We start from the raw sequence: 25,805 nt of genomic DNA, 5'->3' as shown, positions 1-25,805 counted from the left end.
GTGTTCACCTCCGCCGATGCCTGTCGCCGATTTGGCCCGTCACCTCTGAACCATCAATTGGTCCCGTGCGCGCAGCGCCGGGAACAGCCGGCCCCAGAGCAGCGCGACGGCGATCGTGGCCGCGCCGCCGGCCACCACCGCCGGCACCGCGCCGATCGCGGCGGCGAGCAGGCCGGATTCGAACTCGCCGAGCTCGTTTGAGGCGCCGATGAACACCGTGTTCACCGCCGAGACCCGGCCGCGCATGGCGTCGGGGGTCTCGCCCTGCACGAAGGTCTGGCGCACGTAGACCGAGATCATGTCGGCCGCCCCGGTGACGAACAGGCAGGCCATCGAGAGCGGCAGCGAGGTCGAGAGGCCGAACGCCACGGTGGCGGCGCCGAACACGGCGGCCGCCCGGAGCATGCGCAGGCCCGCGTGGCGCCGGAGCGGGCGGTTCGCCAGCAGGATCGCCATGGCGACTGCCCCGAAGGCCGGCATGCTCCGGAGCGCCCCGAGCCCGAGGGGGCCGACATGCAGAACCTCTGCGGCGTAGATCGGCAGGAGCGCTGTGGCGCCCCCGAGCAGGACGGTGAACAGGTCGAGGCTGATCGCCCCGAGCACCACCGGCTGCGAGCGGATGTAGCCGATGCCGGCCGAGAGCGCCGCCCATGTGATCGGCGGCCGCTCGCTCGCCGGTGCCGGCCGGAACCGGATCAGCACCGTGAGGGCGCTGGCCAGCGCGAAGCTGGCCCCTGCCCCGCCGAACACCACCGACGGCCCCAAGGCATAGAGGAGGCCGCCCAGCGCCGGGCCGATCACGGAGGCGCTCTGCCAGAGCGAGGCGTTCCAGGCGATGGCCGAGCCGAACTGCGGGCCCGGCACAAGGGTCGGCAGCAGCGCCTGCAGGGCCGGATTCGCGAAAGCCCGGGCGGTGCCGACCACGATCACCAGGGCGTAGATCGGCCAGACGGATTGGTACCCCGCCAGCGCGTAGGCGAAGAGGCCGAAGCTCGCCGCGCTCTGGAGCGCGAAGGCCGAGGCGCCGACGAGGCGGCGGTCGTAGGCATCCGCGACATGTCCGGTGATCAACGCACAGAGCATCGCCGGTAGGAAGCCCGCGAGGCCGACGAGGCCGAGCGCCAGGGCGGAATGGGTCAGGCCGTAGACGAACCAACCGATCGCCACCGCCTGCATCTGGTAGGCCAGACCCGTCAGGAACCGGGCTGAGCCGAACAGGCGGAAGTCGCCGATGCCGAAGACGGCCCAGCCGGAACGATCGTATGCGGACATGCCTCGTGCTGAGCAGGACCGGCCGATTAATCAAGTCCGATACCGCCACCGCTTCACGCGATGGCGCGGCCCGACTGCCGAAACGGTCAGTGAAGCGCCAATCCCGGCTTGCGCGGCGCGGTCGCGGGCGGGGTGGCGAACGGCCGGGGTGGCTCCCGCTCATCGAGCCGCGGCGCCTCTGCTGCGGCGAGCGGGAAGGTGCAGGTCACGCGGGTCCCGTTCCCGGGCGCCGTCTCCAGCAGGACCCGGCCGCCGTGGAGCTCGACGAAGGACCGCACGATCGACAGGCCGAGGCCGACCCCGCGATGGCGCGTGCCGAGGGTGTGGCTCTCGAAGCGGTTGAAGACCGAATCCGCGATCTCCGGCGGCATGCCGCGGCCGTGATCGCGCACGCTCAGGAGCAGGTCGTTCGCGTCCCGCCGGGCATGGACCTCGACGCGCTGTCCGGGATCCGAGAAGCCGACGGCGTTCGAGAGCAGGTTGAACAGGATCTGGCGGACACGCTTCCCGTCCGCGTGGACGCTGCCGATATCCTCTGGCACGTCGAGGGCGAGGGTGATGTGCGATTCCGCCAGCCGGTCCTCGATGCCGCGCACGGCGGCCTCGATCGTGGCCTGAACGTCGACATCCTCCCGCTGAAGCTCGAGCGAGCCGGCATCGATCGAGGCGAGGTCGAGGATGTCGTTAATGATGACGAGGAGCGCGGCCGAGGAGCGCATGATGTGGTCGGCATATTCGCGCTGCCGCTCGTTGAGCGCCCCGACCGTCTCGTCGCCGAGCAACTGGGTGAAGCCGATGATGTTGGTGAGCGGCGAGCGCAGCTCGTAGGAGACATGGTGCACGAAGGTGTCGCGCAGCTGCGCGGCCTTCTCGAGGGCGTCGTTCTTCTCGGTCAGCGCCCGTTCGACATTCACGCTCGCGGTCACGTCGATCAGGGTCAGCAGGGTCGCGCCCTCGGGCAGCGGCTGGGCCGCGCAATCGAGGACGGTGCCGTCCACCACCTCCAGGCGGCACGCGCGTGCGGTCCTGGATTCGAGCCCGACCACCGCGTCGCGGATGTCGAGCCACGGCTCCTCGGCGGGGGCCAGAGACCGGCAGGCGACGATCACGGCGTCGACGTGCGGGCGCTCCTCGACCATCGCGGGGTCGAGCCGCCAAACGGTGCAGAAGGCGCGGTTGGCGAGGGTCAGGCGGCCGTCCGCGCCGAACACCGCGACCGGCTCTGCCAGGGTGTCCAGGGTCTCGGCCTGGAGACGGCGCAGGGCGATGTAACGCGATTCGGCGTTCAGCCGGTCAGAAACGTCGTCGAACAGGTAGGTCAGGCCGCCCTGCGGGTTCGGATCCGCAACCACGCGCAGCGTGCGGCCATCGGGCAGGTACCACCAGGTCTGGTTCGCCTCCGCAGCCCGGTAGGCCGCGAGCACCCCCTGCTTCCAGCCGCGGAAATCCGCCTGCTCCTCGAGCTTCCGCTCCGCCCGGAGGTGATCGAGGATCTCGCCGTCCGAGGGGCGGCTGTCGAGGAAGGCCTGATCGAGATCCCAGAGCTGGCGATAGGCGGCATTGTGGAAGATCAGCCGCTGCGAAACGTCGAACATCGCCACCGCGGTCGGCAACTGGTCGAGGGTGCGGACGTTCGCGTTCATCTGGCGCTGCAGGTCGGCGCGGACGCTTTCCAGCTCGGACACGTCGATGGCGATCCCGACGCGGCCGCTGTCGAGGGTCGCCTCGAACACGTCGAGCATGCGCCGGTTGCCGGCGACGACCGCCGAGAGACGCGGCACGCTCCGGGTCGGGCCGGCGAAGCGCGCCGCCTCGTCGCGGGCGATCGATTCGCGGGCCGGCCGGTCGAACAGCTCGGTGCCGCGATCCAGGGCGGCTTCGCGGCTCTCCGCCTCGACAGCCGCCACGTAGGCGGCGTTGACCCAGCTCAGGCTGCCCTCGCGGTTGCGCCGCCAGACCGGCTGTGGGATCGCGTCGAGGAGGCCGGCCAGCGCCGACAGGCCGCGGCGGGTCTCGTCGAGGGTGGCGCGCAGATCGGCGATCTCGCAGCGCTCCTGAGTGGTCTCGCGCAGCCGCAGGAGCGCGCGACCGGCCACCGCCTGCCCGTGCGCCTCGATGCTCCGCCCGGTCTGGGTGCGCAGGCTGAGCGTGAAGCTCGTGCCCCGCGCCCGCAGGGTCTCCACCGCGGCCTCGACCGTGGCGGCGTCCGAAGCGACCAGCCAAGTGCCGAACGCCAGGACGCGGCGGGCATAGCCCGAGGTCGGGCGCTCGCCGAAGATCGCCAGGCTGATATCACCCTCGACCACCGGTTCGCTGCGCCGGTCCCAGGTGACGATGATCTGGCGCTCGGCGTTGAGCAGCATCTCGGCGCGGTCGTGGGCGCCGCGCAGCACGTCGAGGGCACCGGCGAGCTCGCGCTCCCGGCGGGTCCAGCGCCCGCGCTCGTAGAGGTGGAGCAGCGAGAGAATCACCGCGAAGGCGATGAGGCCGCCGAAGATCGCCAGGGCGGCGACGCTGTGCATCTCGCGCGGCGCGCGCGCCGCGGCGGTCTCGGGCAGTTCGGCGAGTGCGGTGCTTGCCGCGGTCAATGCGAGCACGCCCACGCAGATCCGAACGTGCGCCGCACGACCGACACCCATGATTTGCCCCGCCCCGCCCCTCGCGGCCCGAACAGCGCGCAACATCGCGCGGCGCGGAACGCACCGTCCCCGGGCTGATTCTCGCGAACCGCCGCGGACCCATCGATCAAAGATTCGCCCACACTCTAACGTGCTGCGGAATCGCCCCGGAAGGGGAACGAAGCGTGGCTTTCAGCCGGGCGGCCACAATCATCCGTTAACGACACACAGAAGACACAGTTCGATGACGCGCGAATGCCTTGACAAACGAAAGGACCCGACGCAGCGCGCCGGGCCCTTTGAGACTCAGTGGCGGGCGGGGTCGTGACCCTGCCGGTGACGCGGGAGCGTTGGATCTGCAACTCCGGGTTCGGCGTGCGGGAGCGCGCCGAACCCGGTCCCGTCCGCGTCAGTAGCGGTAATGCTCCGGCTTGAACGGGCCGGATTCGGAGACGCCGATATAGGAGGCCTGATCGGGGCGCAGCTTCGACAGCTTGGCGCCGATCTTCTCGAGGTGGAGCGCCGCCACCTTCTCGTCCAGGGCCTTCGGCAGGGTGTAGACCTGCTTTTGGTACTTGCCCGGGTTGGTCCAGAGCTCGATCTGGGCGAGCGTCTGGTTGGTGAACGAGGCCGACATCACGAAGGACGGGTGTCCGGTGGCGTTGCCGAGGTTCACCAGGCGGCCCTCCGACAGGAGGATGATGCGGTGGCCGTCGGCGAACTCGATCTCGTCGACCTGCGGCTTGATGTTGTTCCACTTCAGATTTTTCAGGCCGGCGACCTGAATCTCGTTGTCGAAGTGGCCGATGTTGCAGACGATCGCCCGGTCCTTCATCGCCCGCATGTGATCGAGGGTGATGATGTCCTTGTTGCCCGTGGCGGTCACGAAAATGTCGGCGCGCGGCGCGGCGTCTTCCATGGTGACGACCTCGTAGCCCTCCATGGCCGCCTGCAGGGCGCAGATCGGATCGACCTCGGAGACGAGGACGCGGCAGCCGGCATGGCGCAGCGACGAGGCCGAGCCCTTGCCGACGTCGCCGAAGCCCGCCACCATGGCGACCTTGCCGGCCATCATCACGTCGGTACCGCGGCGGATGCCGTCCACCAGCGACTCGCGGCAGCCGTAGAGGTTGTCGAACTTCGACTTTGTGACCGAGTCGTTCACGTTGATCGCCGGGAAGAGCAGCTTACCCTCCTTGGCCAGCACGTAGAGGCGGTGGACGCCCGTGGTGGTCTCCTCGGAGACGCCCTTGATGCTGTCGGCCAGACCGGCGAACCAGCCCTTCGGCTTCTCGGCGAGCTTCTTCTTGAGCAGCGCGAAGAAGATCTCCTCCTCCTCGCTCTCGGGCTTGTCGAGGAAGGCGGTGTCGCCGCGCTCGGCGCGCAGGCCGAGATGGACGAACATGGTGGCGTCGCCGCCGTCGTCGAGGATCATGTTCGGCATGCCGCCGCCATGCCAGTCGAACAGGCGCGAGGTGTAGTCCCAGTACTCCTCCAGGGTCTCGCCCTTCACGGCGAAGACCGGGATGCCGGCGGCCGCAACGGCGGCGGCGGCGTGGTCCTGGGTCGAGTAGATGTTGCAGGAGACCCAGCGGATGTCGGCGCCGAGCGCCTTCAGGGTCTCGATCAGCACCGCGGTCTGGATCGTCATGTGGAGCGAGCCGGCGATCTTCGCGCCCTTCAGGGGCTGCGCGGCGCCGTACTCCTCGCGGACCGCCATCAGGCCCGGCATCTCCGTCTCGGCGATCGAGATCTCCTTGCGGCCGTAATCGGCCAGCCCGATGTCCTTGACGATGTAATCCTTGGCCATGAGTCGATGGCTCCGTGTTCGCGTTGCGGTTCGGGGGCAGCCCCTACCACCTCGCGGCCTATGAAGCAATCAAGACATAAAGATGTCTTTATGCGTTCATGTCTGCGGGGCGGCCGCATCGCCGCCCGCCCCGCCGCGGAACGCGCAGGCCCTCTCAGCGGCTGGGCCGCGCCAGCCAGCCGAGGCCGAAGGCCACGGCGGCCACGAGGGCGAGGGTGGTGGCGCGGTTCTCGTCCGCTCGCTCGGCAAGGCTGCGACCGTGGCGGACTGCTCGGTCGCGGTAATGCTGCCCGCGTTCGATGGCCTCATCGGCCAGGGCGTGCCCACGATCGCTGACCTGCCGAAAGCGGGTGCGGCCCTCCTCCACCAAGTGCTCGCCGCCGTGGCGCAGATCGCGCACGGCGTCGCGCGCCTCGCCGTAGGCGTATTGTGCGGCGCCGGCTGCCTGATCGTAGGCTCCGTCGAGCTGCGTGCCGGGCCGGCCGCGGACCGCGCCCGCCGCCGTCTTCACCCGGCCCCGCAGGTGGCGGACCCCGCCCTCTAAATGATCCCTGTTCATGGTTTCCCTCCGATCCAGCGACCGCCGTCGACGTGCGTCGCCTGTGTCGGGGCGGAACGATGACGCCGGGCCGCGGTTCCGCTCGCGCCCGAAGCGGAGCCTCAAGTTTCTGTGGGGTTACCCTGGAAATCGGGCGCGGAAGGATGCCGTCCGGAGCGCGAGCGAGCATCCTCTTATGACAGTCCCCTGACCCCGGGCATCCATCGTCGAGGTGATCGCCGGCGGCGAACCCCCCCCGGGTCCCGGTCGCGGCGGTACCGCGTCGTTCACGCCCGATCAGGTCCGATCAGATCTCGATCTCGGTGCCGACCTCGACCACCTGGCGGGTCGGCACCCCGAAGAACGCGCCGGTGCGCTCGGCATTGCGCTGCATGAAGGCGAACAGGTTCTCGCGCCAGTTCGCCATGCCGAGGTTGTCGCTCTTCGGAATGATCGTCTCGTGCCCGACGAACACGGTCAGGTCGTCGATCGCGTGCGGCGGGAGGTGGCGGGATTCGACCGCGCAGGCCAGTCCCTCCGGGATCGAGGCCTCCTCCATGAAGCCGTAGCGCAGGATCACCCGGTAGAAGTCCGGCGCCAGGATCGTCACGTGCGCCCGCCGTGCCACCGGGACGGTCGGCGTCTCCTCATACTGGGCGGTGATGATCAGGATCCGCTCCATCAGGGCGCGGTTGCGCTCGACGAAGCGTGAGAGGTGCAGCGGGATCCCGTGCTCGGCCGCTGACAGGAACGCCGCCGTGCCGGGCAGGCGCAGCAGGTCGCGGTGCTGGAGACCGGACAGGAACGCGTCCTCCGGCTGCCGCATCGCGACCCGCGCCTGCTCGACGAGTTCGTTGCCCTTCTTCCAGGTGAGCATCATCAGCGCGACGATCCCCGCGAGGATGAGGGGAAACCAGCCGCCCTCCAGGATCTTCACGCTGTTGGCCGCGAAGAACACGCTGTCGATGGCGAGGAAGACGCCGTTGACCGCGCAGACCAGGATCGGGTTGTAGCCCCACCGCAGGGCGATCAGGGCGGCCAGCAGGGTGGTGATGCCCATCAGCGCCGAGACCGCGATTCCGTAGGCACCGGCCAGCGCGTCGGAGGAACCGAACATCACCACCGCCACCAGGGTCGCGGCCGCCAGCAGCCAGTTCACCGCCGGCACGTAGATCTGGCCGCGCTCGTCCCGCGCCGTCTGGACGATGCGCATGGCCGGCAGGAACCCGAGCTGGATCGACTGCTGGGTCAGGGAGAACACGCCGGAGATGATCGCCTGCGAGGCGATGATCGTGGCCATCGTGGCGAGGAGGATGAGCGGCAGGTGCCCCCAGTCCGGGCACAGCCGGAAGAACGGGTTCTCCAGGGCGTCCGGCGCGGCGAGCAGCAGCGCACCCTGGCCGAAATAATTGAGCACCAGGGCGGGCAGCACGAGGCCGAACCACGCCGCGCGGATCGGCAGGGCGCCGAAATGGCCGAGATCGGCGTACATCGCCTCGCCGCCGGTCACCGCCAGGAAGGCCGCACCCAGCATCGCGAAGCTCACGTGCCAGCCCGCATGCAGCATGAAATCGAGTGCCCGGAGCGGGTTCAGCGCCGCCAGGATCTCGGGCCTGCCGAGGATGCCGCCGATCCCGAGCGCCGCGAGCACGACGAACCAGACGAGCATCACCGGGCCGAACACCCGGCCGATCACGGCCACGCCCTTGTGCTGCACCATGAACAGAGCGAGCAGGATCACGATGGTGATCGGCACGACGAAATGTCCGAGCGCCGGCGCGTCGACCTTCAGGCCTTCGATGGCGGAGAGCACCGAGATCGCCGGCGTGATCGCCCCGTCGCCGTACAGCAGCGCCGCGCCGATCAGCCCGACCACCAGCAGCAGCGCCTTCCAGGTTCCGGGCCGCGCCTGCCGTGCGCCGAGCAGCGCCAGCATCGCCACGATGCCGCCCTCGCCCCGGTTGTCGGCCCGCAGGATCAGCACCGCGTATTTCAGCGAGACGATCAGGATCAGCGACCACAGGATCAGCGACACCGCCCCGGTGGCCGCCGCCGGCACCGCCGCGCCGCCGGCGGTCGCGGCCTTCACTGCCTCCTTGAAGGCGTAGAGCGGACTCGTGCCGATGTCCCCGTAGACGACGCCCAGCGCGCCGAAGACGAGTGCCGGCCGCAGCCGGCCTCGGCCGGGCTGGGCCTCGTCCGCCCCGCCCTCGGAGCCTGGATTCGCCTCAGGAGCAAGGGACTGACTCAACGAACGGCTCCCGCAGGCCACATACCGGATTTCCGCATCGCCGACCCGGCTATCCCGAAGCTGGGCCTTTCGCCACCACCGGACAGGTAGCGACTGCTGCTGCTCCGTCCAGCGCCGGACCGGGATCCGAAGCCCCCGTCAGATCAGGTCGGCGAGCGCGTCGGGGCAAGCCTCGTCGCGCCTCAGGCGAAAGACCGGCACGCCCGCATGGCGGCCGATCGATGCGGCCACGGTGGCGGGCGGTGCCGGCGCCCCCTCGCTCTCGCTGACCGCCACGGCGAGCAGCGGAACGCCGTGCAGGCGCAGGGTCTCGCAGGCGGTCAGCGCGTGGCTGATCGCCCCAAGATAGCTGCCGGAGACGAGCAGCGCGGGCACGCCGAGCGCCCGGAGCCAGTCGAGTCCGGTCGCCGTCTCGGTCACTGGGCTCATCAGGCCGCCGACGCCCTCGATCAGCAGCGTCCCCTCGGTGCCGGCGATCTGCGCCCGGCACCAGGCGACGAGGTCGGGCAGCGCCAGGGACCGGCCCTCCAGCACGGCCGCCTGATCGGGCGAGAGCGGCGCCGAGAACCGCCAGGGCGAGCAGGCCTCGACGGTGGCGTCGTCGACGGCGATGTCCTGGGCGTCGAGCAACCGGGCGGTGTCGCTCTCGGCGAAGGCCGGGTCGCCGAGCGGCGGAACGCCGCTCGCGAGCGGCTTCAGCGTCCGGATCGGACGGCCCCGCGCCCGAAGGCGCCGGGTGAGCGCCGCGGTGACGTAGGTCTTGCCGATCTCGGTGCCGGCGCCGGCGACGAAGACCGTCCGCGCGGCCATGGCGAAGGCCGCCTCAGGCCTGAAGGCTGCCGTGGCAGTGCTTGTATTTCTTCCCGGATCCGCACGGGCACGGCTCGTTGCGCCCGACGCGCCCCCAGGTGGTGGCGTCGGTGGGGTCGCGCTCCATCACGGCGCCGTCGGCCGACAGAGCCTGCGCCGCGTAGCCATAGGCCGGCCCGCCGCCGCCTTCGCTGCCCGAGCCGCGCTCGGCATAGGCCATCTCGTTCTCGCCGGTGACCGGGTCGAGATGCTCGGCGAACATCTGCGGCAGCGCAGGGCTGGCGGCCGGGAAAGACTCCTGACCCGGCTCCTGGAACATGATCTCGACGCGCGAGAGCTGGGTCGTCACCTGTTCGCGCAGGGCCGTCACGAGGGAATTGAAGAGGTCGAACGCCTCGGACTTGTACTCGTTGAGCGGGTCGCGCTGGGCGAACCCGCGCCAGCCGATCACCTGCCGCAGATGGTCGAGGGTCACGAGGTGCTCGCGCCAGAGATGATCCAGGGTCTGGAGCAGCACCTGCTTCTCGATATAGGCCGTGACTTCGGCGCCGTTCTTCTCGGCGCGGGCCGCGTAGGCCGACTCTGCCGCCTTGAGCAGCCGCTCGCGCATCTCCTCGTCGGCGATGCCCTCTTCCTTGGCCCAGTCCTCCACAGGCGCGTCGAGGTTGAGCACCTCCTTGACCTGCTCGCGCAGGCCGGCAGCGTCCCACTGCTCGGCGTAGGCGTTCTCCGGAATGTGGCGGGCGACGAGGTCGTCGATCACGCCCTCGCGCATCTCGTCGACGGTCTCGCGCACGCTCTCCTGGGCCATGAAGTCCCGGCGCTGCTCGAAGACGACCTTGCGCTGGTCGTTCATGACGTTGTCGTACTTCAGCACGTTCTTGCGCATGTCGAAGTTGCGCGCCTCGACCTTCTGCTGCGCCTTCTCGATGGCCTTGTTGATCCAGGGGTGAATGATCGCCTCGCCCTGCTCCAGGCCGAGCTTCTGCAGCATCCCGTCCATGCGGTCGGAGCCGAAGATCCGCATCAGGTCGTCCTGAAGCGACAGGTAGAACTTCGAGCGCCCGGGATCGCCCTGGCGGCCCGAGCGGCCGCGGAGCTGGTTGTCGATGCGCCGGGATTCATGGCGCTCGGTGCCGATGATGTAGAGGCCGCCCGGCAGGGCCTTCTTGCGGCCGGCAGCAGGATCGGCCGGCTCGCCGGAGGCCAGCACCTTGGCGCGGTTGTCGGCGATCTCCGCCTTGATCGCCTCGATCGCGGCCTCGCGTTCGGAGCCGTCCGGGAGATGGCTGAGCTCCTTCTCGATGCGCATCTCGAGGTTGCCGCCGAGTTTGATGTCGGTGCCGCGGCCGGCCATGTTGGTGGCGATGGTGATCGCGCCGGGCACGCCGGCCTCGGCGACGATGTAGGCCTCCTGCTCGTGGAAGCGGGCGTTCAGCACGGCGAAGCGCTTGGTGACCCGGCCCTCCCGGGCCGCCTTGTAGACGTCGGTGAGCGCGTTCGGGTCGGAATAGTCGAGCAGGGTGTAGCCGGCCTTCTTCAGCATCTCGGCCAGGTGCTCCGACTTCTCGATGCTGCCGGTGCCGACCAGGATCGGCTGGTGGCGCGCATGGGCCTTGTCGATCTCCGCGATGATGCCGTCGTACTTCTCGGCCACCGTGCGGTAGACCTCGTCGTCCTCGTCGACGCGCTCGACTTCCTTGTTGGTCGGGATATCGACCACGTCGAGCTTGTAGATCTCGGCGAACTCGTCGGCTTCCGTCGATGCGGTGCCGGTCATGCCCGCCAGCTTTTTGTAAAGTCGAAAATAATTCTGGAAGGTGATCGACGCCAGCGTCTGGTTCTCGGGCTGGATCGTCACCCGCTCCTTGGCCTCGAGCGCCTGATGCAGGCCCTCCGAGTAGCGCCGGCCCTGCATCATGCGGCCGGTAAACTCGTCGATGATCACCACCTCGTCGTTCTTGACGATGTAGTCCTTGTCCCGGGTGAACAGGGTGTTGGCGCGCAGCGCCTGGTTCACGTGGTGGACGAGGGTGACGTTGTGCGCGTCGTACAGGTCGCCGTCCTTCAGGAGGCCGACCTCCCGCATCGCCTGCTCGACGAACTCGTTGCCGTCCTCGGTGAGCGAGACCGTGCGCTGCTTCTCGTCGAGGTCGTAATGCTCGCGCACCAGCCGGGGCATGAGCGCGTCGACGGCGACGTACAGCTCGGACCGGTCGTCCACCGGCCCGGAGATGATCAGCGGCGTGCGCGCCTCGTCGATCAGGATCGAGTCGACCTCGTCGACGATCGCGAAGTTGTGTCCCCGCTGGGCGAGCTGGGACAATTCGTACTTCATGTTGTCGCGCAGATAGTCGAAGCCGTACTCGTTGTTGGTGCCGTAGGTGATGTCGCAGGCGTAGGCCGCCTTGCGCTGCTCGTCGTCGAGGCCGTGGACGATGGTGCCGACGGTGAGCCCCAGGAACCGGTAGAGCTGGCCCATCCACTCCGCGTCACGCGAGGCGAGGTAGTCGTTCACCGTCACCACGTGGACGCCCTTGCCCTCAAGGGCATTCAGGTAGACCGGCAGCGTCGCCACCAGGGTCTTGCCTTCGCCGGTCTTCATCTCGGCGATGCCGCCCTCGTGCAGGACCATGCCGCCGATGAGCTGCACGTCGAAGTGGCGCTGGCCGAAGACGCGCTTGGCGGCCTCGCGCACCGTCGCGAAGGCGGGCACCAGGATGTCGTCGAGGCTCTTGCCGGCGGCGAGTTCCGCCTTCAGCGTCTCGGTTCGCCCCCGCAGGACGTCATCGGACAGGGCCTGGATCTCCGGTTCCAGCGCGTTGATCTGCGCCACGCGCGGGCGGTAGCCCTTGACGCGGCGGTCGTTGGAGGAGCCGAAAATCTTCTTGGCGATCGAGCCGAGCATCGTTGACCTGCAGACGCGCGAGCCCGCCCACGTGCGAGCGTGGCGGGCCGGCCTTGGCGGAGTTGGCCGGGCTTATAGAGGTAAACATCGCCCGGTGCACCTGAAAGAGGCGGCATCAAACGCGCCGGGGCCCGGCGGCGGTTCCGAACGGCGCGAAACTGCGGCGCTTGCCTTCTCGCGCCACGCGGGCCACCTGTGCCGCGGCCTGCCGCCCGGCCTCAACAGGTGCGGCGACGAGACGTCAGTCGAGGACTACGCCAGCATGCCGAACACCGCCCTCCTCCGGCGCGCGAGCGCGCTTGCCCTGATGCTCGCGATGCCCGGATTCGCGTTGGCGCAGGCGCCCCAGAAGGCTCCGGCCCCGACGCCCGCAGCCAGCACGCCGGCCGCCGCTCCGGGGCCGGACACGGTGGTCGCCAGCGTCAACGGCAAGCCGATCACGCAGGGCGATCTCGCGATCGCGGCCGACGACCCGGCCCTGTCCCTTCCGGGGGTCGACGACGCGCAGAAGAAGACCCTGCTGGTCGACTACATGGTCGACCTGCGGGTCGGCGCGCAGGCCGCCGAGGCCGCCAAGATCGGCGACACGCCGGACTTCAAGCGCAAGCTCGCCTATTTCCGCGACAAGCTGCTGCTCGACGACTACCTGGAGCAGGAGGCCAAGCGCTCAGTCACGCCCGAGGCGGAGCACGCGGTCTACGACCAGACCGTCAAGCTCATGAAGCCGGAGGAGGAGGTGCACGCGCGCCACATCCTGGTCGACAACGAGGCCGACGCGAAGAACATCGCCACGCGGATCAAGGGCGGCGAGGATTTCGCCAAGGTCGCGGCCGAGACCTCGAAGGATCCGGGCTCGAAGGCCGAGGGCGGCGATCTCGGCTGGTTCACCAAGGAACGGATGGTCCCGGATTTCGCCAACGCCGCCTTTGCGATGAAGCCCGGCCAAGTTTCGGACCCGGTCAAGACGCAGTTCGGCTGGCACGTCATCAAGGTCGAGGAGAAGCGCACCAAGCCGCAGCCGACCTTCGACGAGCTGAAGGAGCAGATCGACCAGCACCTGATCCGCAAGGCGCAGCAGGACCTGATCCTGAAGCTCCGCTCGCAGGCCAAGATCGACCGCACCGACGCGGCGCCCGCGACGGCGCAGCCTGCGCCGGAAACGAAGAAGCCGTGACCGGGTAGGACCCTGCGGCATCCCCCTCTCTGGCTCGGGGAGGGCGACCGCCGGGGAAGGCTACTCTGAGAAATGCGACGGTTTCTCAGATCTGCTCTTCAACCGGTGACGTGACGCCCGCAGAATAAAATACGTTGTCATTCCGGGCTCCGCTTCGCGGCCCCGGAATGATCAGGAGTGGGTCGGACGGCCAGGAAACTCGCGAGTCTTTGGAGGACCGGCGATCTTGGTCGCCTCGATCCCTCAATACGGCCGGTCGGGATGCAGGTAGGCGGAGCTCGCAGGCGGCGGCGGTGCCGTGACCCCGAGAGCGGCGAGTTCCGCCGTGCGGCGGCCTTCGGCGATCCGATCGAGCACGGCGATCAGGAGCCAGGGACATGCGATCCCGATGAAGAACGCCATGTGATCCTCCAGGCGCCGGATCGTGGAAACCGTCCAGCTTCGGAGGATGATAGGTCGGCCCGGGCCATCCGCAAGCGGCGCCCGGACGCTTTCCCTCAGAGCCAGCCCTGGAGTTCGCGGCGCACGACGTGCTCGATCACCCGCATGCCGAGATCGGAATCGTTCAGGCAGGGGATGTAGGCGAAGCGCTCCCCGCCGTTCTCCTCGAAATAGTGGCGGTTCTCGCCGTCGAGTTCCTCCAGCGTCTCCAGGCAATCCGCCGTGAAGCCGGGGGCGACGATCGCCATGCGCTTGACGCCGGACTTCGCCAGTTCCGTCACGGTCTCGTCGGTGTAGGGCTTCAGCCATTCCTCGTTGCCGAAGCGCGACTGGAACGTCACCTTCATGCGCTCGGGTGACAGGCCCAGGGCCTCCCGGATCAGCCGCCCGGTCTTGAGGCATTGGCAATGGTAGGGGTCGCCCTTGAGCAGGTAGCTCCGCGGCACCCCGTGGAAGGAGGTGAGGATCACCTCGGGCTCGAAGTCGAGCTTGGCGAGGCCTTCGCGAATCGAATCGGCCATCGCGGCGATGTAGACCGGATCGTCGTGGTAGGGGGGCGACACCCGCACCGTCGGCTGCCAGCGCATGTCCATCAGCGCCCGGAACGCCTGGTCGCAGGCGGTGGCGGACGTGGCGGCGGCGTATTGCGGGTAGAGCGGCACCAGCAGGATCCGGTCGCAGCCCTGGTCGAGGAGCGCCTGGAGCCGCCCGGCGACCTCCGGCTTGCCGTAGCGCATCGCCCAGTCGACCACGACGGAATCGCCCATCGCCGCCTGGAGGCGCTCGCTCTGGCCGCGGGTGATGGTCTTGAGCGGCCCCTCGTTCAGCGCGTTGTTCCACACGCTCGCGTAGTCGCGGCCCTTCGGCCCCGGGCGCTTGGTCAGGATGATCAGGTTGAGCAGCGGCCACCAGATCAGGCGCGGTACCTCGATGACGCGCCGGTCCGATAGGAACTCCTTGAGATAGCGCCGCATCGGCCAGTAGCTCGTGCCCTCGGGCGTGCCGAGGTTCATCAGGAGCACGCCGACGCGGCCCCAGGCGACCTTCGGGTGGTCGGCCGGAAGGCCGTCCGCCGCGGGCGCGCGGGATGCGAGGGGCCGGCTCTCCGCCAGCGCGGCGGGTTCGACGCGTTCGTTCATGGCAGCGTTCCGGCGCCGCGCGCCGAGTCCTTCCTCTGGCTTCAGATGCCCGGCAGCCGGCGCACGCGCTTGGGCCTGGACCGGACGCTTCCCGGTGTCGGATGCGATCCCATGTAGGGTGCGGAACTGCCCGGCGAAGGCCGGCAGCGACATGCCGCACCGATATCGCCGCACGCGGTCGACCAACCTTCCCTAATCACCGTGGCCCCGGCCCGCAACCGCGGGCGCCCTCGGTCGGCGCAAGCCGCCGGCAGAATGGCGCCGGGCGCCGGGCCGCTTATCTCGCCGCAGGCCGCCGTCCTCCCTGGAAAAGTCGAGACCCGATGACCGACACGCCCGTGACCGCTGCCCTCGCCACCTTCCGTGCCTCCGGTTCGCCGTGGCTGGCGCTGCCGTTCTTCGCGGACGGGGAGGCCGACACCGTGGCTGCCCGCGTCGACGCCCGGATCGCGGCGGGCGCGCGCGTGCTGCCGGCGCCGGCCGACATCTTCCGCGCGCTGACCGAGACGCCGCTGACCGCCGTCCGCGCCGTCATCCTTGGGCAGGACCCGTACCCCACGCCGGGCGACGCCAACGGCCTCGCCTTCTCGTACGTGGGCTCGGGCCGGCTGCCCGCGTCGCTCCGGGTCATCCTGGCGGAGGCCGGCTCCGACCGTGCCGCCGGCGGCGACCTGACGCCGTGGGCCCGGCAGGGCGTGCTCCTCCTCAACAGTGCGCTCACCGTGGAGGCGAGCGAGGCCGGCGCGCATCTGCGCTACGGCTGGGCGGCGCTCACCGACGAGGCGGTCGCCGCCGTCTCGGCGCGCCCGGAGCCCGCCGTCTTCCTGCTCTGGGGCGCCCAGGCCCGCGCCCGGACCGCGCTGATCGACGCGGCACGCCACGGCGTCTTCGAGAGCGGGCACCCCTCGCCGCTCAACCGCGCCCGGGACTTCCCGGGGTCCGACCCGTTCGGCCGCGCCAACCGCTGGCTCTCCGAGAACGGCGGGCGGCCGATCGAGTGGCGCCTCGGCGGCGGGTCATAGGGCGGTTCTCCCGCGATCCCGGATGTTGCGTCATCCGCCGGCGCGGGCGGCCGCTTCGGCGGATGACGCGCAGGCCAAGCCCGCGCTCGCCGTCACTGCGCCGGCTTGGCGGGTTCCGCCGGGGCGGGGGCTGCCGGATTCGCGCCCGCCGGCAGGAGGACATTGCGTGCGACCGTGCCCTCCGGCCCGTACTCGCCCGCGACCGCGAGGCAGGCCTGATCGCGATCGACGGCCATCTGGTTCGACATGAGCGTGAACATCGTCTGCACGCGGTTGCCGAACGGTCCGCGCGGCTGGACGTCGTCGATCCGCACGTTCTGCTTCGCCAGCAGGGCCTCGAACGCGTCCGTGCCGATCCGGTAGCCGCAGACGTTCGAGGCGGCGAAGATGTAGGCGGCGAATTCGAGGGTGCGGGGCGCCGGCGCGTTCCGGATCTGCGCCTGCGCCGGCAGGGCCGCGAGCATCAGGGCGGCGAAGGGTGCGACGTGGCGCATGGGTTTTCGTTTCCTCAATGATGGGCGACCTCTCGCGGGTCGCCTCGGGCAGGCGGGACATAGGCCGGCCCGTTGCGGCCGCCAATGCGACCGAAGTTGCATGCAAAGTGCTGTTCGCCGTTCACGACCTATTCGGCATAGGCGCAGTCCCGGGCCTCCGGAGGCCTGAAAGCGGGCCAGTGTTCCGATGGTGAGCGATCGTGAGACAGAGTGTTAACCTGCCCGCGTCACGCCAAGTCCACCGTTTATCCAGATCCAGGCGGTTCGCAGCGTATGCTAGGCGTGAACTCCTCTGCCGCAGACATGTCCGCCCCGGTGCCGGCCCCGGCGCCGCGCGACCCCGACCGGCGCTTCCGCGGGGCCGCCGGCCCTGCTCCCTACGACCCGCGCGCCGTCCAGGGCGCGCCCGCCGCGCCGATCTGCCCGCACCGCGTCGCGCGCTGGGCCTGCGGCGAAGGCCTGCGGGCCGGCGACGCGGTCGCCCTGCTGGTGCGGGACCTCGGACAGGCCGAGGGGATCCGCCTCGGCCTCACCCGAATCGGGATCCGCGTCGCCTGCCTCGACGGCAACCGGCGTGGCGCAGCCCTCGCCGACAGCCTTGCCCTGTCGGGCGCCGGGCTGGCGATCGTCGATACCGCGCTGTCCGATGCCTATGCCGGCGTGATGGGCCGGCTCGCGACCTACCCCGCGGTGTGGTGGAACGGGCCGGGCGCCGACTTCGCGAGTCTCGACTTCGCCCTGGCCGAGCAGGCATGAGGGTGGCGTACCCACCTCCGTCGCTGTGCTAGCGTCTCGCTCCGAGACTGGCCCCGCACGAATACGGGGCCGCCACCGGGAGACGCCAGCATGTCCGCAGTCCTGTCCGCCTCAAGTCCCGCCGAAGCGCCCGTCCTGCTGCGCCACGATGCCGATGGCGTCGCGATCCTGACGCTGAACCGCCCGCAGGCGCGCAACGCCCTGTCGATGGCGCTGATGGGTGCGCTCCAGGAGGCGCTGGACGCGATTCGTCAGGACCCCGGCGTGCGCGTCGTGGTCCTGCGCGGCGCCGGCCCCGCCTTCTGCGCCGGCCACGACCTCAAGGAGATGCGCGCTGATCCCTCCCGGGGAGCAACCGAGGCTGTGTTCCGCACCTGTGCCCGCCTGATGCTGAGCATCGCACGCCTGCCGCAGCCGGTGATCGCCCAGGTCCACGGCATCGCCACAGCGGCCGGTTGCCAGCTCGTCGCCACTTGCGACCTCGCGATCTGCGCCGAGGATGCCCGCTTCGCCACGCCGGGCGTGCAGATCGGCCTGTTCTGCTCGACCCCGATGGTCGCCCTGTCGCGCGCCGTCCCGCGCAAGGCCGCCCTGGAGATGCTGCTCGTCGGCGAGCCGATCGACGCGCCCGAGGCGCTGCGCATCGGCCTCGTCAACCGCGTCGTGCCCGCCAGCGCGCTCGACGGTGCGGTCTCCGCCCTCGCCGCCCGGATCGCCTCGAAGGCCCGGCGCGTGCTGGCGATCGGCAAGGAGGCGTTCGGCCGGCAGATCGAGATGGGCCTGGAGGAGGCCTACGGATACACCGCCGAGGTCATGACCCGGAACATGATGATGGCCGACGCGCAGGAGGGCATCGATGCGTTCCTGGGCAAGCGGCCGCCCCGCTGGGAGCCGTGACCCAGGCGCGATACGACGCAGGGCGCCTTGGCCCGCTTCGCGTAGGTTATGGCGCCCCGCTGCCCTAGGATTAAGGATCTCCCGGTCCTACCGGGCTCGGCGCCTCAATGCGGAACGGCTGATGAGCACCATCGACCTGTTCGGTCTGACGCTGGCATTCGTCGGTGCGATGCCGCCGCCCCGGCCGCCGCGCCCGCAGCGGGACGGTGCGACCTGGGCCGCATCCCTGCTGTTCGCCGGCATCTGCCTCGCGACGGTCGGGCCGATGATCACGATCTGGAGCTTTCACCGGCCCTACGCCGAGGCCAAGGCGCGCTGCATCGCGTCCGGCGGCCGCGTCCTGTACGGGGCACTGGACGGCAGCGGCCCCTATCGCTGCGCGCGGCCCATCGGTGCCGCGGATCCGTCGCGTATCCCGTGAAGAAGACGGATTAAATCCGCGCCCCGACGCTGCCTTCAGGTATATCCGGCGCCGTCTGACGCGAACCGGATGCCGAGATCTTGGAAGACGCGCTGTATCGATGGGTTCAGTCGACCGCCCTGCTGCGGGCGGATGTCGTGGCGCTCATCGGCTTCGTGCTGGCGGTCGGGGTCACCCTGCACGCCCTGCTGCGCAAGCGCCGGGTCAGCGTCGCGGTCGGGTGGATCGGACTCGCCTGGCTGTCGCCGATCTTCGGCACGGCCCTCTATCTGATCTTCGGCATCAACCGCGTCTCGCGCCGCGCCCGAAGGCTGCGGACGAAGCCCTCCGACGCGACGCAGCTTCCGGACTTCGATGATGCCGTGGTGCCGGAGGCACTCTGGCCCCTGGACCGGGCGATCCGGCGCATCACCGGCCTCCCGGCCTTCTCGGGCAACGACGTGCGGATGTTCCGCAACGGCGACGCGGCCTATCCGGTCATGCTGGCGGCGATCCGCGAGGCCCAGGCCAGCATCGGACTGTCCAGCTACATCTTCCGCGACGATCCCACCGGCCGCGAATTCTGCGACGCTCTGGCGGAGGCCAAGGCGCGCGGCGTGAAGGTCCGCGTCATCATCGACGGCATCGGAGGGGGCTATTTCCGCGCGCCCGTCTATCGTCGCCTGACGGACCTCGGGGTGCCGGTGGCGCTGTTCATGCACTCCGCCCTGCCCTGGCGGATGCCCTTCCTCAACCTGCGCTCGCACAAGAAGCTGCTGATCATCGATGGGTGCATCGCCTTCACGGGCGGCCTCAACATCTCGCAGCCGAACCGCGTCGCCTTGAAGCCCGAGCACCCGATCCGCGACACGCATTTCCGGCTCCGGGGACCGGTGGTCGAGCAGCTGGCCGCCGCCTTCGCGGCGGATTGGGCCTTCGTCGACGGCGAGATCCTGGATGCCGAGCCTTGGTTCGCCGATCTGGAGCCGGTCGGGAACATCGTCGCGCGGGCCGTCACCTCGGGCCCGGACGCGGACGTGGAGAAGATCGAGCAGGTCATCCTCCAGGCGCTCGCCTGCGCGCGCCAGACGGTCCGGTTCGTGACACCCTACTTCCTGCCCGACGAGCTGGTGACCGGGGCCCTGGCGCAGGCCGCGATCCGCGGCATCACGGTGGACCTGATCATCCCGCGGACGAGCGATCACCCGTTCATCGACTGGGCCACCCGGGCGCATCTCGAATCGCTGCTCCGGGCCGGGGTGCGGGTCTGGCTCGACGAGCCGCCCTTCGACCACTCGAAGGCGATGGTGGTCGACGACGTGTGGTGTTTCGTCGGCAGCGCGAACTGGGACATGCGCAGCTTCCGGCTCAACTTCGAGCTGAACGTCGAGATCATCGACCCGGACCTCGCGGCCCAGATCGACGCGTTCATGCGCGGCAAGATGGAGGCGCGCCTGAACCTGGATGATCTCAGCGCGCGGTCCCTGCCGGTCCGTCTGCGCGACGCAGGCGTGCGACTGCTGCTGCCATACCTTTGAAGCGGCCGGGCGCGTGCGCCTCGGACGCCGGCCCGAGATGGACGACGATCGGCCGGTGATCGGAGGGGCCGCGCGGCAGCACAGCGTGCTCGTGGCAGACGAGGCCCCGGGCGAGGCAGCGGTCGAGCCGCAGCGGCAGCACCTCGACCATGGCGTGGGTCGGCTGGCGGGGGCCGACATCGCGGAAGCCCGGGATCAGGGCGGGGCCGACGATGTTGTAGTCGCCCAGCACCGCGGCGCGCGGCGGCAGCTCGCTGACGATCCGGCGCAGCTGGCGGCGGTTCAGCATCTGCCCGTGCGACAGGTGGACGTTGGCCACGCCGAAATCGCCCAGATCGAGCACCTGGCAGACCCGGTGCACCAGGGCGCCGGAGGGCAGCGCGATCACCCGCGGCGGCGTCTGCCAGGGCTTCGGGCTCCACATGGCCAGCCCGTGGATCCGCCCCGGCAGCGGCGCCCAGGCATAGTGGCCGCCGACCCGCTCCCGCAGGAACCCGATGCCGCGGGTCGCCTCCTGCATCAGCAGCAGGTCGGGCTGCTCCTGCCTCACGAGCGCGGCTACGTCGTCCACCGCCGCGCCGGTGCGCCGAAGCAGGTTCCAGCTCACGATCTTGTAGGGCGTCCGCCCGCGATCCGCCGGCCGGATCGGATGCGCCGGGACCGGGGCGAGGCCGGACCGGGCGGGATGTGCAGCACTGTTCATCGGGCCGGACTCGTACCTCAACGGGGGGCACGCCCGCCACCGCCGCGCTTCAACGCGCCCGGGGCCGGAGCGTTCGCTTCGATCGTCACCCGGTGATCGTACCTGTGCAGCGATCCGCCGACGGCGCTTGAGGCAGGACGCCCCGGCGGCCTAAGACCCCGGTCCGCCCGGTGCGTGTCGCGCCATTTCACCGATCGCTCCCTCGGAGGCCGATGACGGGCTTCAGCTTCATCCATGCGGCGGACCTGCATCTCGGCAGTCCGCTGTCGGGCCTGGCCACGCGCGACGCGGAACTCGCCCGCCGCCTCGCCACGGCCGGGCGGCAGGCCTTCGAGGATCTCGTCACCCAGGCGATCGAGCGCGCGGTCGCCTTCGTGGTCGTGGCGGGCGACGTCTATGACGGCGACTGGGCGGACAACACGATCGGGCTGTTCTTCGCCCGGCAGGTGGCGCGGCTCGACCGGGCCGGCATCCCGACGATCCTGGTGCGCGGCAACCACGACGCCGAGAGCGTGATCACCCGCGCGATCACCCTGCCGGCCTCGGTGCACGTATTCCCGGCCGCCCGCGCCGGCACCCTGCGCCTCGAGGCCTTGCGGGTCGCGGTGCACGGCCGCAGCTTCCAGGGCAGGGCCGTGGAGGAGAACCTGTCGCTGACCTACCCGGCCGCCCTGCCGGGCTGGTTCAACCTCGGCGTGCTCCACACCTCCTGCACCGGCCACGCGGCCCACGAGACCTACGCCCCCTGCTCGGTCGCCGACCTGGTCGGCCGGGGCTACGATTACTGGGCCCTCGGCCACATCCACGAATACGCCGAGCTGTCCCGGGATCCCTGGATCGTGTTCCCCGGCAACATCCAGGGTCGGAGCGTGCGCGAATGCGGCGAGAAGGGTGCGGTCCTGGTCGAGGTGGCCGACGGGCGGGTGACCGGCGTCAGCCGCTTCCCCCTCGACCGGGCCCGCTTCGAGCAGGTCTCGGTCGACCTGGCCGACGCGGATGACACCCGCGCCGCCCTCGACGTCGTGGAGGCGGCGCTGCGGCCGCTGGCATCGGTGGCAGCCCGTCGCCTCGTGCTGGTGCGCGTCCACCTCACCGGCACCACGCCGGCCCACGACGCACTCTCGGCCGACCGCGAGAACCTCACCGCCGAGATCCAGGCCGCCGCGCACCGGCTGCACGAGGATATCTGGCTGGAGCGCCTCAAGATCGAGACCCGCCGCCCCCGCGCCGCCGCGATTCCGTCCGGGGCGGCGATCGACCCCGCCGCCCTGCTCGCCGACCTCGACCGCGATCCGGAGTTCCGGACCCGCGCCCGGGCCGCGCTCGCCGAGATCGAGGCCCGGATGCCCGCCACCGCCGCCGCGGAGGCGGATCTGGAGGCCGAGTTCGACGCCCTCTGCGCCGAGGCCGAGGCGCTGATCCTCGGCCGCCTCGGCGGCCGGCATTGCTGAGTGGCGCGCCATGCGGCTGATCCGCCTCGCCCTGGAGCGCTACGGCGCTTTCACGGACCGGACCGTGACCTTCCGGCCCGATGCGCGCCTGCACGTGGTGCTGGGCGCGAACGAGGCCGGCAAGAGCACCGCGCTGGCGGCGGTCACGGACCTGCTGTTCGGGTTCGAGAAGACCACCCGCTACGCCTTCCTGCACGACATGCCACTTCTGCGCCTCGGCGCCGAGGTGGAGGGCGCCGACGGAAGGCGTCTGTCGTTCCGCCGCCGGAAGGGCAACAGCCGGACGCTGATCGACGCCGACGAGGCCCCCCTGCAGGACGACGTGCTGGCGCCGTTTCTCGGCGGCATCTCCCGGACGGTGTTCTGCCGCGCCTTCGGCCTCGATGCGGTGAGCCTGCGGGCGGGGGGGCGCGAGATGGTCGACGTCGAGGGCGAGGTCGGCGCCAGCCTGTTCGCGGCGGGTTCGGGCCTGCGCGGCCTCACGGAGCTGCAATCCGAGCTCGACACGGAGGCCGAGGCCATCTTCGCGCCGCGCCAGGCCAAGCACAGGACCTTCTACCAGGCGCTGGAGAGGCACGAGAGCGCCCGCAAGGCGATCCGCGAGAAGGGCCTGCGCGCCGGGGACTGGCGCGCCCTGAACGAGGAGATCGCGGCCGCGGCCGCTCAACTCGACGCGCTCCGGGTCGAGCGTGAGCGCGTGGCGACCGAGCGCGCCCGCCTGGAACGGTTCAAGCGCGCCCGGCCGATCGTCGCCGAGATCGACGCCCTGGAACGCCGGATCGCCGCCGATGACGGGCTCGTCGAGGCGGATTCCGCCTGGATCGAGCGCCTCGCGGCAGCCCTCGAACGCTGCCGCGCCGCGGAAGCCGAGGCGGCGCGGGCGGATTCGGTCCTGGCCCGGGCGCGCACTGAGGCCGAAGCCGTGCCGGTGGAGCCGGCGCTGCTCCTACGGGCGGACGAGATCCTCGCCGCCTTCAGCGGCACCAAGGAGTTCGAGAAGGGCGGCACCGACCTGCCCCGGATCGAGGGCGACGCCCACAAGGTCGGGCTCGACCTGGAGCGGCTGCGCGCCCGGATCGGCGCCCCGGACCTCGCCGCGCTCGAGATCGGCCAGCCCACGGACGCCGCCCGCGCCCGGATCGACCGGCTGATCCGCGACGGCCGGACCCTGGCGGCCGCCGAGGAGCAACTCGCCCGCGACCTCGCCGCCGCCCGGGCCGAGCGCGACCTGCGGGCTCGGGAGGTCGATGCGGCCGACGCCGCCCGCGATCCCACGCCGCTGCGCGAGGCGTTGAAGCCGCTCGCGAGGCTGCACGAGCGCATCGCCACCCACGAGGCCCTCGATTCCGCGATCCGCCGGGAGACGGGGCTGCTGCGCAATCAGGCCGGACGGCTGTCGCCGCCTGTCGCCGACACCGCGAACCTCGCCCGCACCCCCCTGCCCGCCCCCGAGACGGTGTCGCGCTACCGGACCCGCCTCGACGCCAAGAGCCGCGAGCACGAGCGCGCGGCCGACCGGCGCGACGCCGCCTTCCGGCAGGCCGCCGCCACCCGGGACCGCCTGCGCGAGCGCGAGGCCGGACGGCCGATCGCCACGAGGGAGCGGCTCGACGGATTGCGCGCCTCCCGCGACGCGGCCTTCGCGTCCCTGCGCGACGCCCTCGCCGCCGGGCGGCCCGCCGGGCTCGCCGAGATCGCCGCCTACGAGCGGGCGCTCCTGGAGGCGGACCGCCTCGCCGACGAGCGCGCCACTGATGCCGCCCGGGTCGCGGCCCATGCGGCCGATCTGGAGCGCCTCGCCGCCGAAGAGGCCGCCGTCGCTGCGGCCGAGGCTATCCTGGCCGGGCTCGCCGGGGAGATCGCCGAAGGCGAGGCGGCATGGCGCGAGGCCTGGCAGCCCGCCGGCATCGTCCCCGGGCCCCCGGCCGAGATGGCGGCTTGGCTCGCCGAGACCGAGAGCCTGATCGAGGCCGAGCAGCGGCTGGCCGAGCAGCGGATCGAGCGGGACAGGCTGGGGGCGCGGATCGAGGCCGCCAGGGCGCCGCTCGCCGATCTCTGCGCCCGCGCCGGGCTCGATGCGGGGCCGGATTTCGAGATCGGCCCGACGCTCGAACGGCTGGAGGCGCGCGTCGCCACCCTGGCGAGCCGCTGGGAGGCGAATCTGGAGACCGGCGGCCTGCTGCGAGCCGCCACCGCGACCACGGAGAGGCTGGAGCTCGCCCTGGCCGAGGCCGGTTCGCGCCGGGCCGCGTGGCGATCCGAATGGGCGGAGGCGCTGCTGCCTCTGGGCCTCGACGCCAGCGCCCGGCCCGAGGAGGCGGAGGGCGCGCTGGAGGCGTGGCGCACGGTGCCCGACCGGCTCGCGGTGCGGGCCGACCTGCACCGGCGGGCGGCCGGTCTCCGCCGCGACATGGAGGGCTTCCGGGTCGGCGCGGCGAACCTCGTCGACGCCCTGGCGCCGGACCTCGCGGGCACATCGCCCACCGGCGCGATCCGCACGTTGCACGCCCGCCTCGTCGCCGCCCAGGCCCGGGAGGCCCGGCGCGCCGAGCTGAACCGCCGCCTGGAAGAGGCCGAGACCGCCCTGCGTGCCGCCGCGGGGCTGCGCGACGCCGCCCGCGCGGACCTGACCCGGCAGGTCGCCGAGGCGATGCCGGGTCTCTCCGAGGCGCCGACCCCCGAGATCGAGGCCCTGTTCGGCCGGCTCAAGGCCCGGGCGATGCTCCGCGCCGAGCTGCTTCGGCTGCGCGGCAGCCTCGCCGGGGCCGCCGATGGATTGCCCGAAGCCGAGCTGCGAAGCGGGCTCGACGCGCTTCCCCCGGAGGCGGTCGAGGCGGAGCTGGCCCGGCTCGCCATGGAGGCCGAGGAACAGGCCGAGCGCGGGCAAGTCATCTTCGCCGACCGCGACCGCGCCGAGCGCCGCCGGGCGGAGCTGGAGGGTGGCTCCGGCGCCGAGCTGGCGCTGGCCGAGCGCAAGGCCGCCGAAGCGGACCTGCAGGCGGCATCCCGCTCCTGGGCGGTGCTGCGGCTGGCCGGGCTGATGCTCGGGCAGGCCGTTGCCCGGCACCGGGCGGGCCAGCAGGATCCGCTTGTGGCGAGGGCCGGCGCCCTGTTCCGGGCTCTCACCGGCGGCGCCTTCTCGGGCCTCGCCCAGACCTACGACGAGGCCGACACCCCGAAGCTTGCCGGGCAGCGCGCGGGCGGCGGCCTGGTCGGGATCGAGGCGCTGAGCGAGGGCACCCGCGATCAGCTCTACCTCGCCCTACGGCTCGCCTACCTGGAGGATTACGCCGGGCGCGCCGAGCCGGCGCCGTTCATCGGCGACGACCTGTTCTCGACCTTCGACGAGGCCCGTACCGGCTACGGCCTGGATGCGCTGGCGGAGATCGGTGCCAGCGTCCAGCCGATCCTGTTCACCCACCACCGCCACGTCGCCGACATCGCCCGCGACCGCCTCGGCGCGGCCGTGGACGTGCTGGAACTCTGAGAGACGCGCCGCCCACGCGGGCGCGTCGAAGGCTCGGATCGTGTCCGTCCTGAGCGCGGCGCCTGGTCAGAGGAAGCCCGTCCCGTCCAACGGCGC

The 25,805-nt window shown here is 71.0% G+C and carries 19 protein-coding genes; 8 read left to right on the top strand and 11 right to left on the bottom strand.

Going from position 1 to position 25,805, the window contains the following annotated elements; translation table 11 throughout:
- Nucleotides 1-39: 39 nt before the first annotated feature.
- From Q8W67_RS15720 to secA, 7 genes are all read right to left on the bottom strand, one after another.
- On the bottom strand, nt 40-1,272 hold the full coding sequence (locus tag Q8W67_RS15720) for an MFS transporter (protein ID WP_305547122.1): 1,233 nt from the start codon (nt 1,270-1,272) through the stop codon (nt 40-42).
- Between the two features lie 86 nt (nt 1,273-1,358).
- Nucleotides 1,359-3,911 carry a PAS domain-containing sensor histidine kinase gene (locus Q8W67_RS15715; RefSeq protein ID WP_305547120.1) on the bottom strand — a complete coding sequence of 851 codons (2,553 nt, stop codon included), beginning with the start codon at nt 3,909-3,911 and terminating at the stop codon, nt 1,359-1,361.
- A 388-nt stretch (nt 3,912-4,299) separates the two neighbouring features.
- The gene (gene ahcY / locus Q8W67_RS15710) at nt 4,300-5,700 is read right to left on the bottom strand and encodes an adenosylhomocysteinase (RefSeq protein ID WP_305547118.1); all 1,401 of its coding nucleotides are present in this window, start codon (nt 5,698-5,700) and stop codon (nt 4,300-4,302) included.
- Nucleotides 5,701-5,854: 154 nt separating this feature from the next.
- On the bottom strand, nt 5,855-6,259 hold the full coding sequence (locus tag Q8W67_RS15705) for a CsbD family protein (protein ID WP_305547116.1): 405 nt from the start codon (nt 6,257-6,259) through the stop codon (nt 5,855-5,857).
- A gap of 286 nt (nt 6,260-6,545) precedes the next feature.
- Entirely contained in the window at nt 6,546-8,489 is a 1,944-nt protein-coding gene (locus Q8W67_RS15700; RefSeq protein ID WP_305547114.1) for a potassium transporter Kup, read from the bottom strand.
- A gap of 138 nt (nt 8,490-8,627) precedes the next feature.
- The gene (bioD, locus tag Q8W67_RS15695; RefSeq protein WP_305547112.1) at nt 8,628-9,299 is read right to left on the bottom strand and encodes a dethiobiotin synthase; all 672 of its coding nucleotides are present in this window, start codon (nt 9,297-9,299) and stop codon (nt 8,628-8,630) included.
- 13 nt (nt 9,300-9,312) lie between these two features.
- Nucleotides 9,313-12,207: a preprotein translocase subunit SecA gene (gene secA, locus Q8W67_RS15690; RefSeq protein ID WP_305547110.1), complete on the bottom strand. Its 2,895-nt coding sequence runs from the start codon at nt 12,205-12,207 to the stop codon at nt 9,313-9,315.
- 262 nt (nt 12,208-12,469) lie between these two features.
- Here secA and Q8W67_RS15685 point away from each other — a divergent pair, with 262 nt between their 5' ends.
- The gene (locus Q8W67_RS15685) at nt 12,470-13,381 is read left to right on the top strand and encodes a peptidylprolyl isomerase (protein WP_305547108.1); all 912 of its coding nucleotides are present in this window, start codon (nt 12,470-12,472) and stop codon (nt 13,379-13,381) included.
- A gap of 243 nt (nt 13,382-13,624) precedes the next feature.
- Here the strand turns inward: Q8W67_RS15685 and Q8W67_RS15680 are convergent, their stop codons facing one another.
- Together Q8W67_RS15680 and hemH are read right to left on the bottom strand one after the other, a co-directional pair.
- On the bottom strand, nt 13,625-13,783 hold the full coding sequence (locus Q8W67_RS15680; protein ID WP_305547106.1) for a hypothetical protein: 159 nt from the start codon (nt 13,781-13,783) through the stop codon (nt 13,625-13,627).
- A 95-nt stretch (nt 13,784-13,878) separates the two neighbouring features.
- Nucleotides 13,879-14,961: a ferrochelatase gene (gene hemH, locus Q8W67_RS15675; RefSeq protein ID WP_305547104.1), complete on the bottom strand. Its 1,083-nt coding sequence runs from the start codon at nt 14,959-14,961 to the stop codon at nt 13,879-13,881.
- 323 nt (nt 14,962-15,284) lie between these two features.
- On the opposite strand from hemH, the gene Q8W67_RS15670 reads away from it, so the two are divergent.
- Nucleotides 15,285-15,983 carry a uracil-DNA glycosylase gene (locus tag Q8W67_RS15670; RefSeq protein WP_305547102.1) on the top strand — a complete coding sequence of 233 codons (699 nt, stop codon included), beginning with the start codon at nt 15,285-15,287 and terminating at the stop codon, nt 15,981-15,983.
- 92 nt (nt 15,984-16,075) lie between these two features.
- On the opposite strand, the gene Q8W67_RS15665 is transcribed toward Q8W67_RS15670, so the two are convergent.
- A complete protein-coding gene (locus Q8W67_RS15665; RefSeq protein WP_305547100.1) occupies nt 16,076-16,477 on the bottom strand; it encodes a hypothetical protein in 402 nt (133 codons plus the stop codon).
- Between the two features lie 303 nt (nt 16,478-16,780).
- Here Q8W67_RS15665 and Q8W67_RS15660 point away from each other — a divergent pair, with 303 nt between their 5' ends.
- The 4 genes from Q8W67_RS15660 (at nt 16,781) to Q8W67_RS15645 (ending at nt 20,068) form a co-directional block, all read left to right on the top strand.
- Nucleotides 16,781-17,233, top strand: a complete 453-nt coding sequence (locus Q8W67_RS15660; RefSeq protein WP_305547098.1) for an AMP-dependent synthetase — start codon at nt 16,781-16,783, stop codon at nt 17,231-17,233.
- A gap of 90 nt (nt 17,234-17,323) precedes the next feature.
- Nucleotides 17,324-18,130: an enoyl-CoA hydratase gene (locus Q8W67_RS15655; protein WP_305547097.1), complete on the top strand. Its 807-nt coding sequence runs from the start codon at nt 17,324-17,326 to the stop codon at nt 18,128-18,130.
- Nucleotides 18,131-18,251: 121 nt separating this feature from the next.
- Nucleotides 18,252-18,551: a hypothetical protein gene (locus Q8W67_RS15650; protein ID WP_305547095.1), complete on the top strand. Its 300-nt coding sequence runs from the start codon at nt 18,252-18,254 to the stop codon at nt 18,549-18,551.
- A gap of 80 nt (nt 18,552-18,631) precedes the next feature.
- On the top strand, nt 18,632-20,068 hold the full coding sequence (locus tag Q8W67_RS15645) for a phospholipase D-like domain-containing protein (RefSeq protein ID WP_305547093.1): 1,437 nt from the start codon (nt 18,632-18,634) through the stop codon (nt 20,066-20,068).
- Here the strand turns inward: Q8W67_RS15645 and Q8W67_RS15640 are convergent.
- Complete coding sequence (locus Q8W67_RS15640) at nt 20,001-20,771, bottom strand: endonuclease/exonuclease/phosphatase family protein (RefSeq protein WP_305547091.1); 771 nt, start codon at nt 20,769-20,771, stop codon at nt 20,001-20,003. The two genes, Q8W67_RS15645 and Q8W67_RS15640, sit on opposite strands and share 68 nt — an antisense overlap.
- A 212-nt stretch (nt 20,772-20,983) precedes the next feature.
- On the opposite strand from Q8W67_RS15640, the gene Q8W67_RS15635 reads away from it, so the two are divergent.
- Together Q8W67_RS15635 and Q8W67_RS15630 are read left to right on the top strand one after the other, a co-directional pair.
- On the top strand, nt 20,984-22,222 hold the full coding sequence (locus Q8W67_RS15635) for a DNA repair exonuclease (protein WP_305547089.1): 1,239 nt from the start codon (nt 20,984-20,986) through the stop codon (nt 22,220-22,222).
- Between the two features lie 10 nt (nt 22,223-22,232).
- Entirely contained in the window at nt 22,233-25,709 is a 3,477-nt protein-coding gene (locus tag Q8W67_RS15630) for a YhaN family protein (protein WP_305547087.1), read from the top strand.
- Nucleotides 25,710-25,805: the final 96 nt, after the last annotated feature.

Source organism: Methylobacterium sp. NEAU K (assembly GCF_030700285.1).
Classification (GTDB): domain Bacteria; phylum Pseudomonadota; class Alphaproteobacteria; order Rhizobiales; family Beijerinckiaceae; genus Methylobacterium.
Note: the sequence above shows the minus strand (reverse complement) of the source record. Positions and strands in the feature narration are given on the sequence as shown.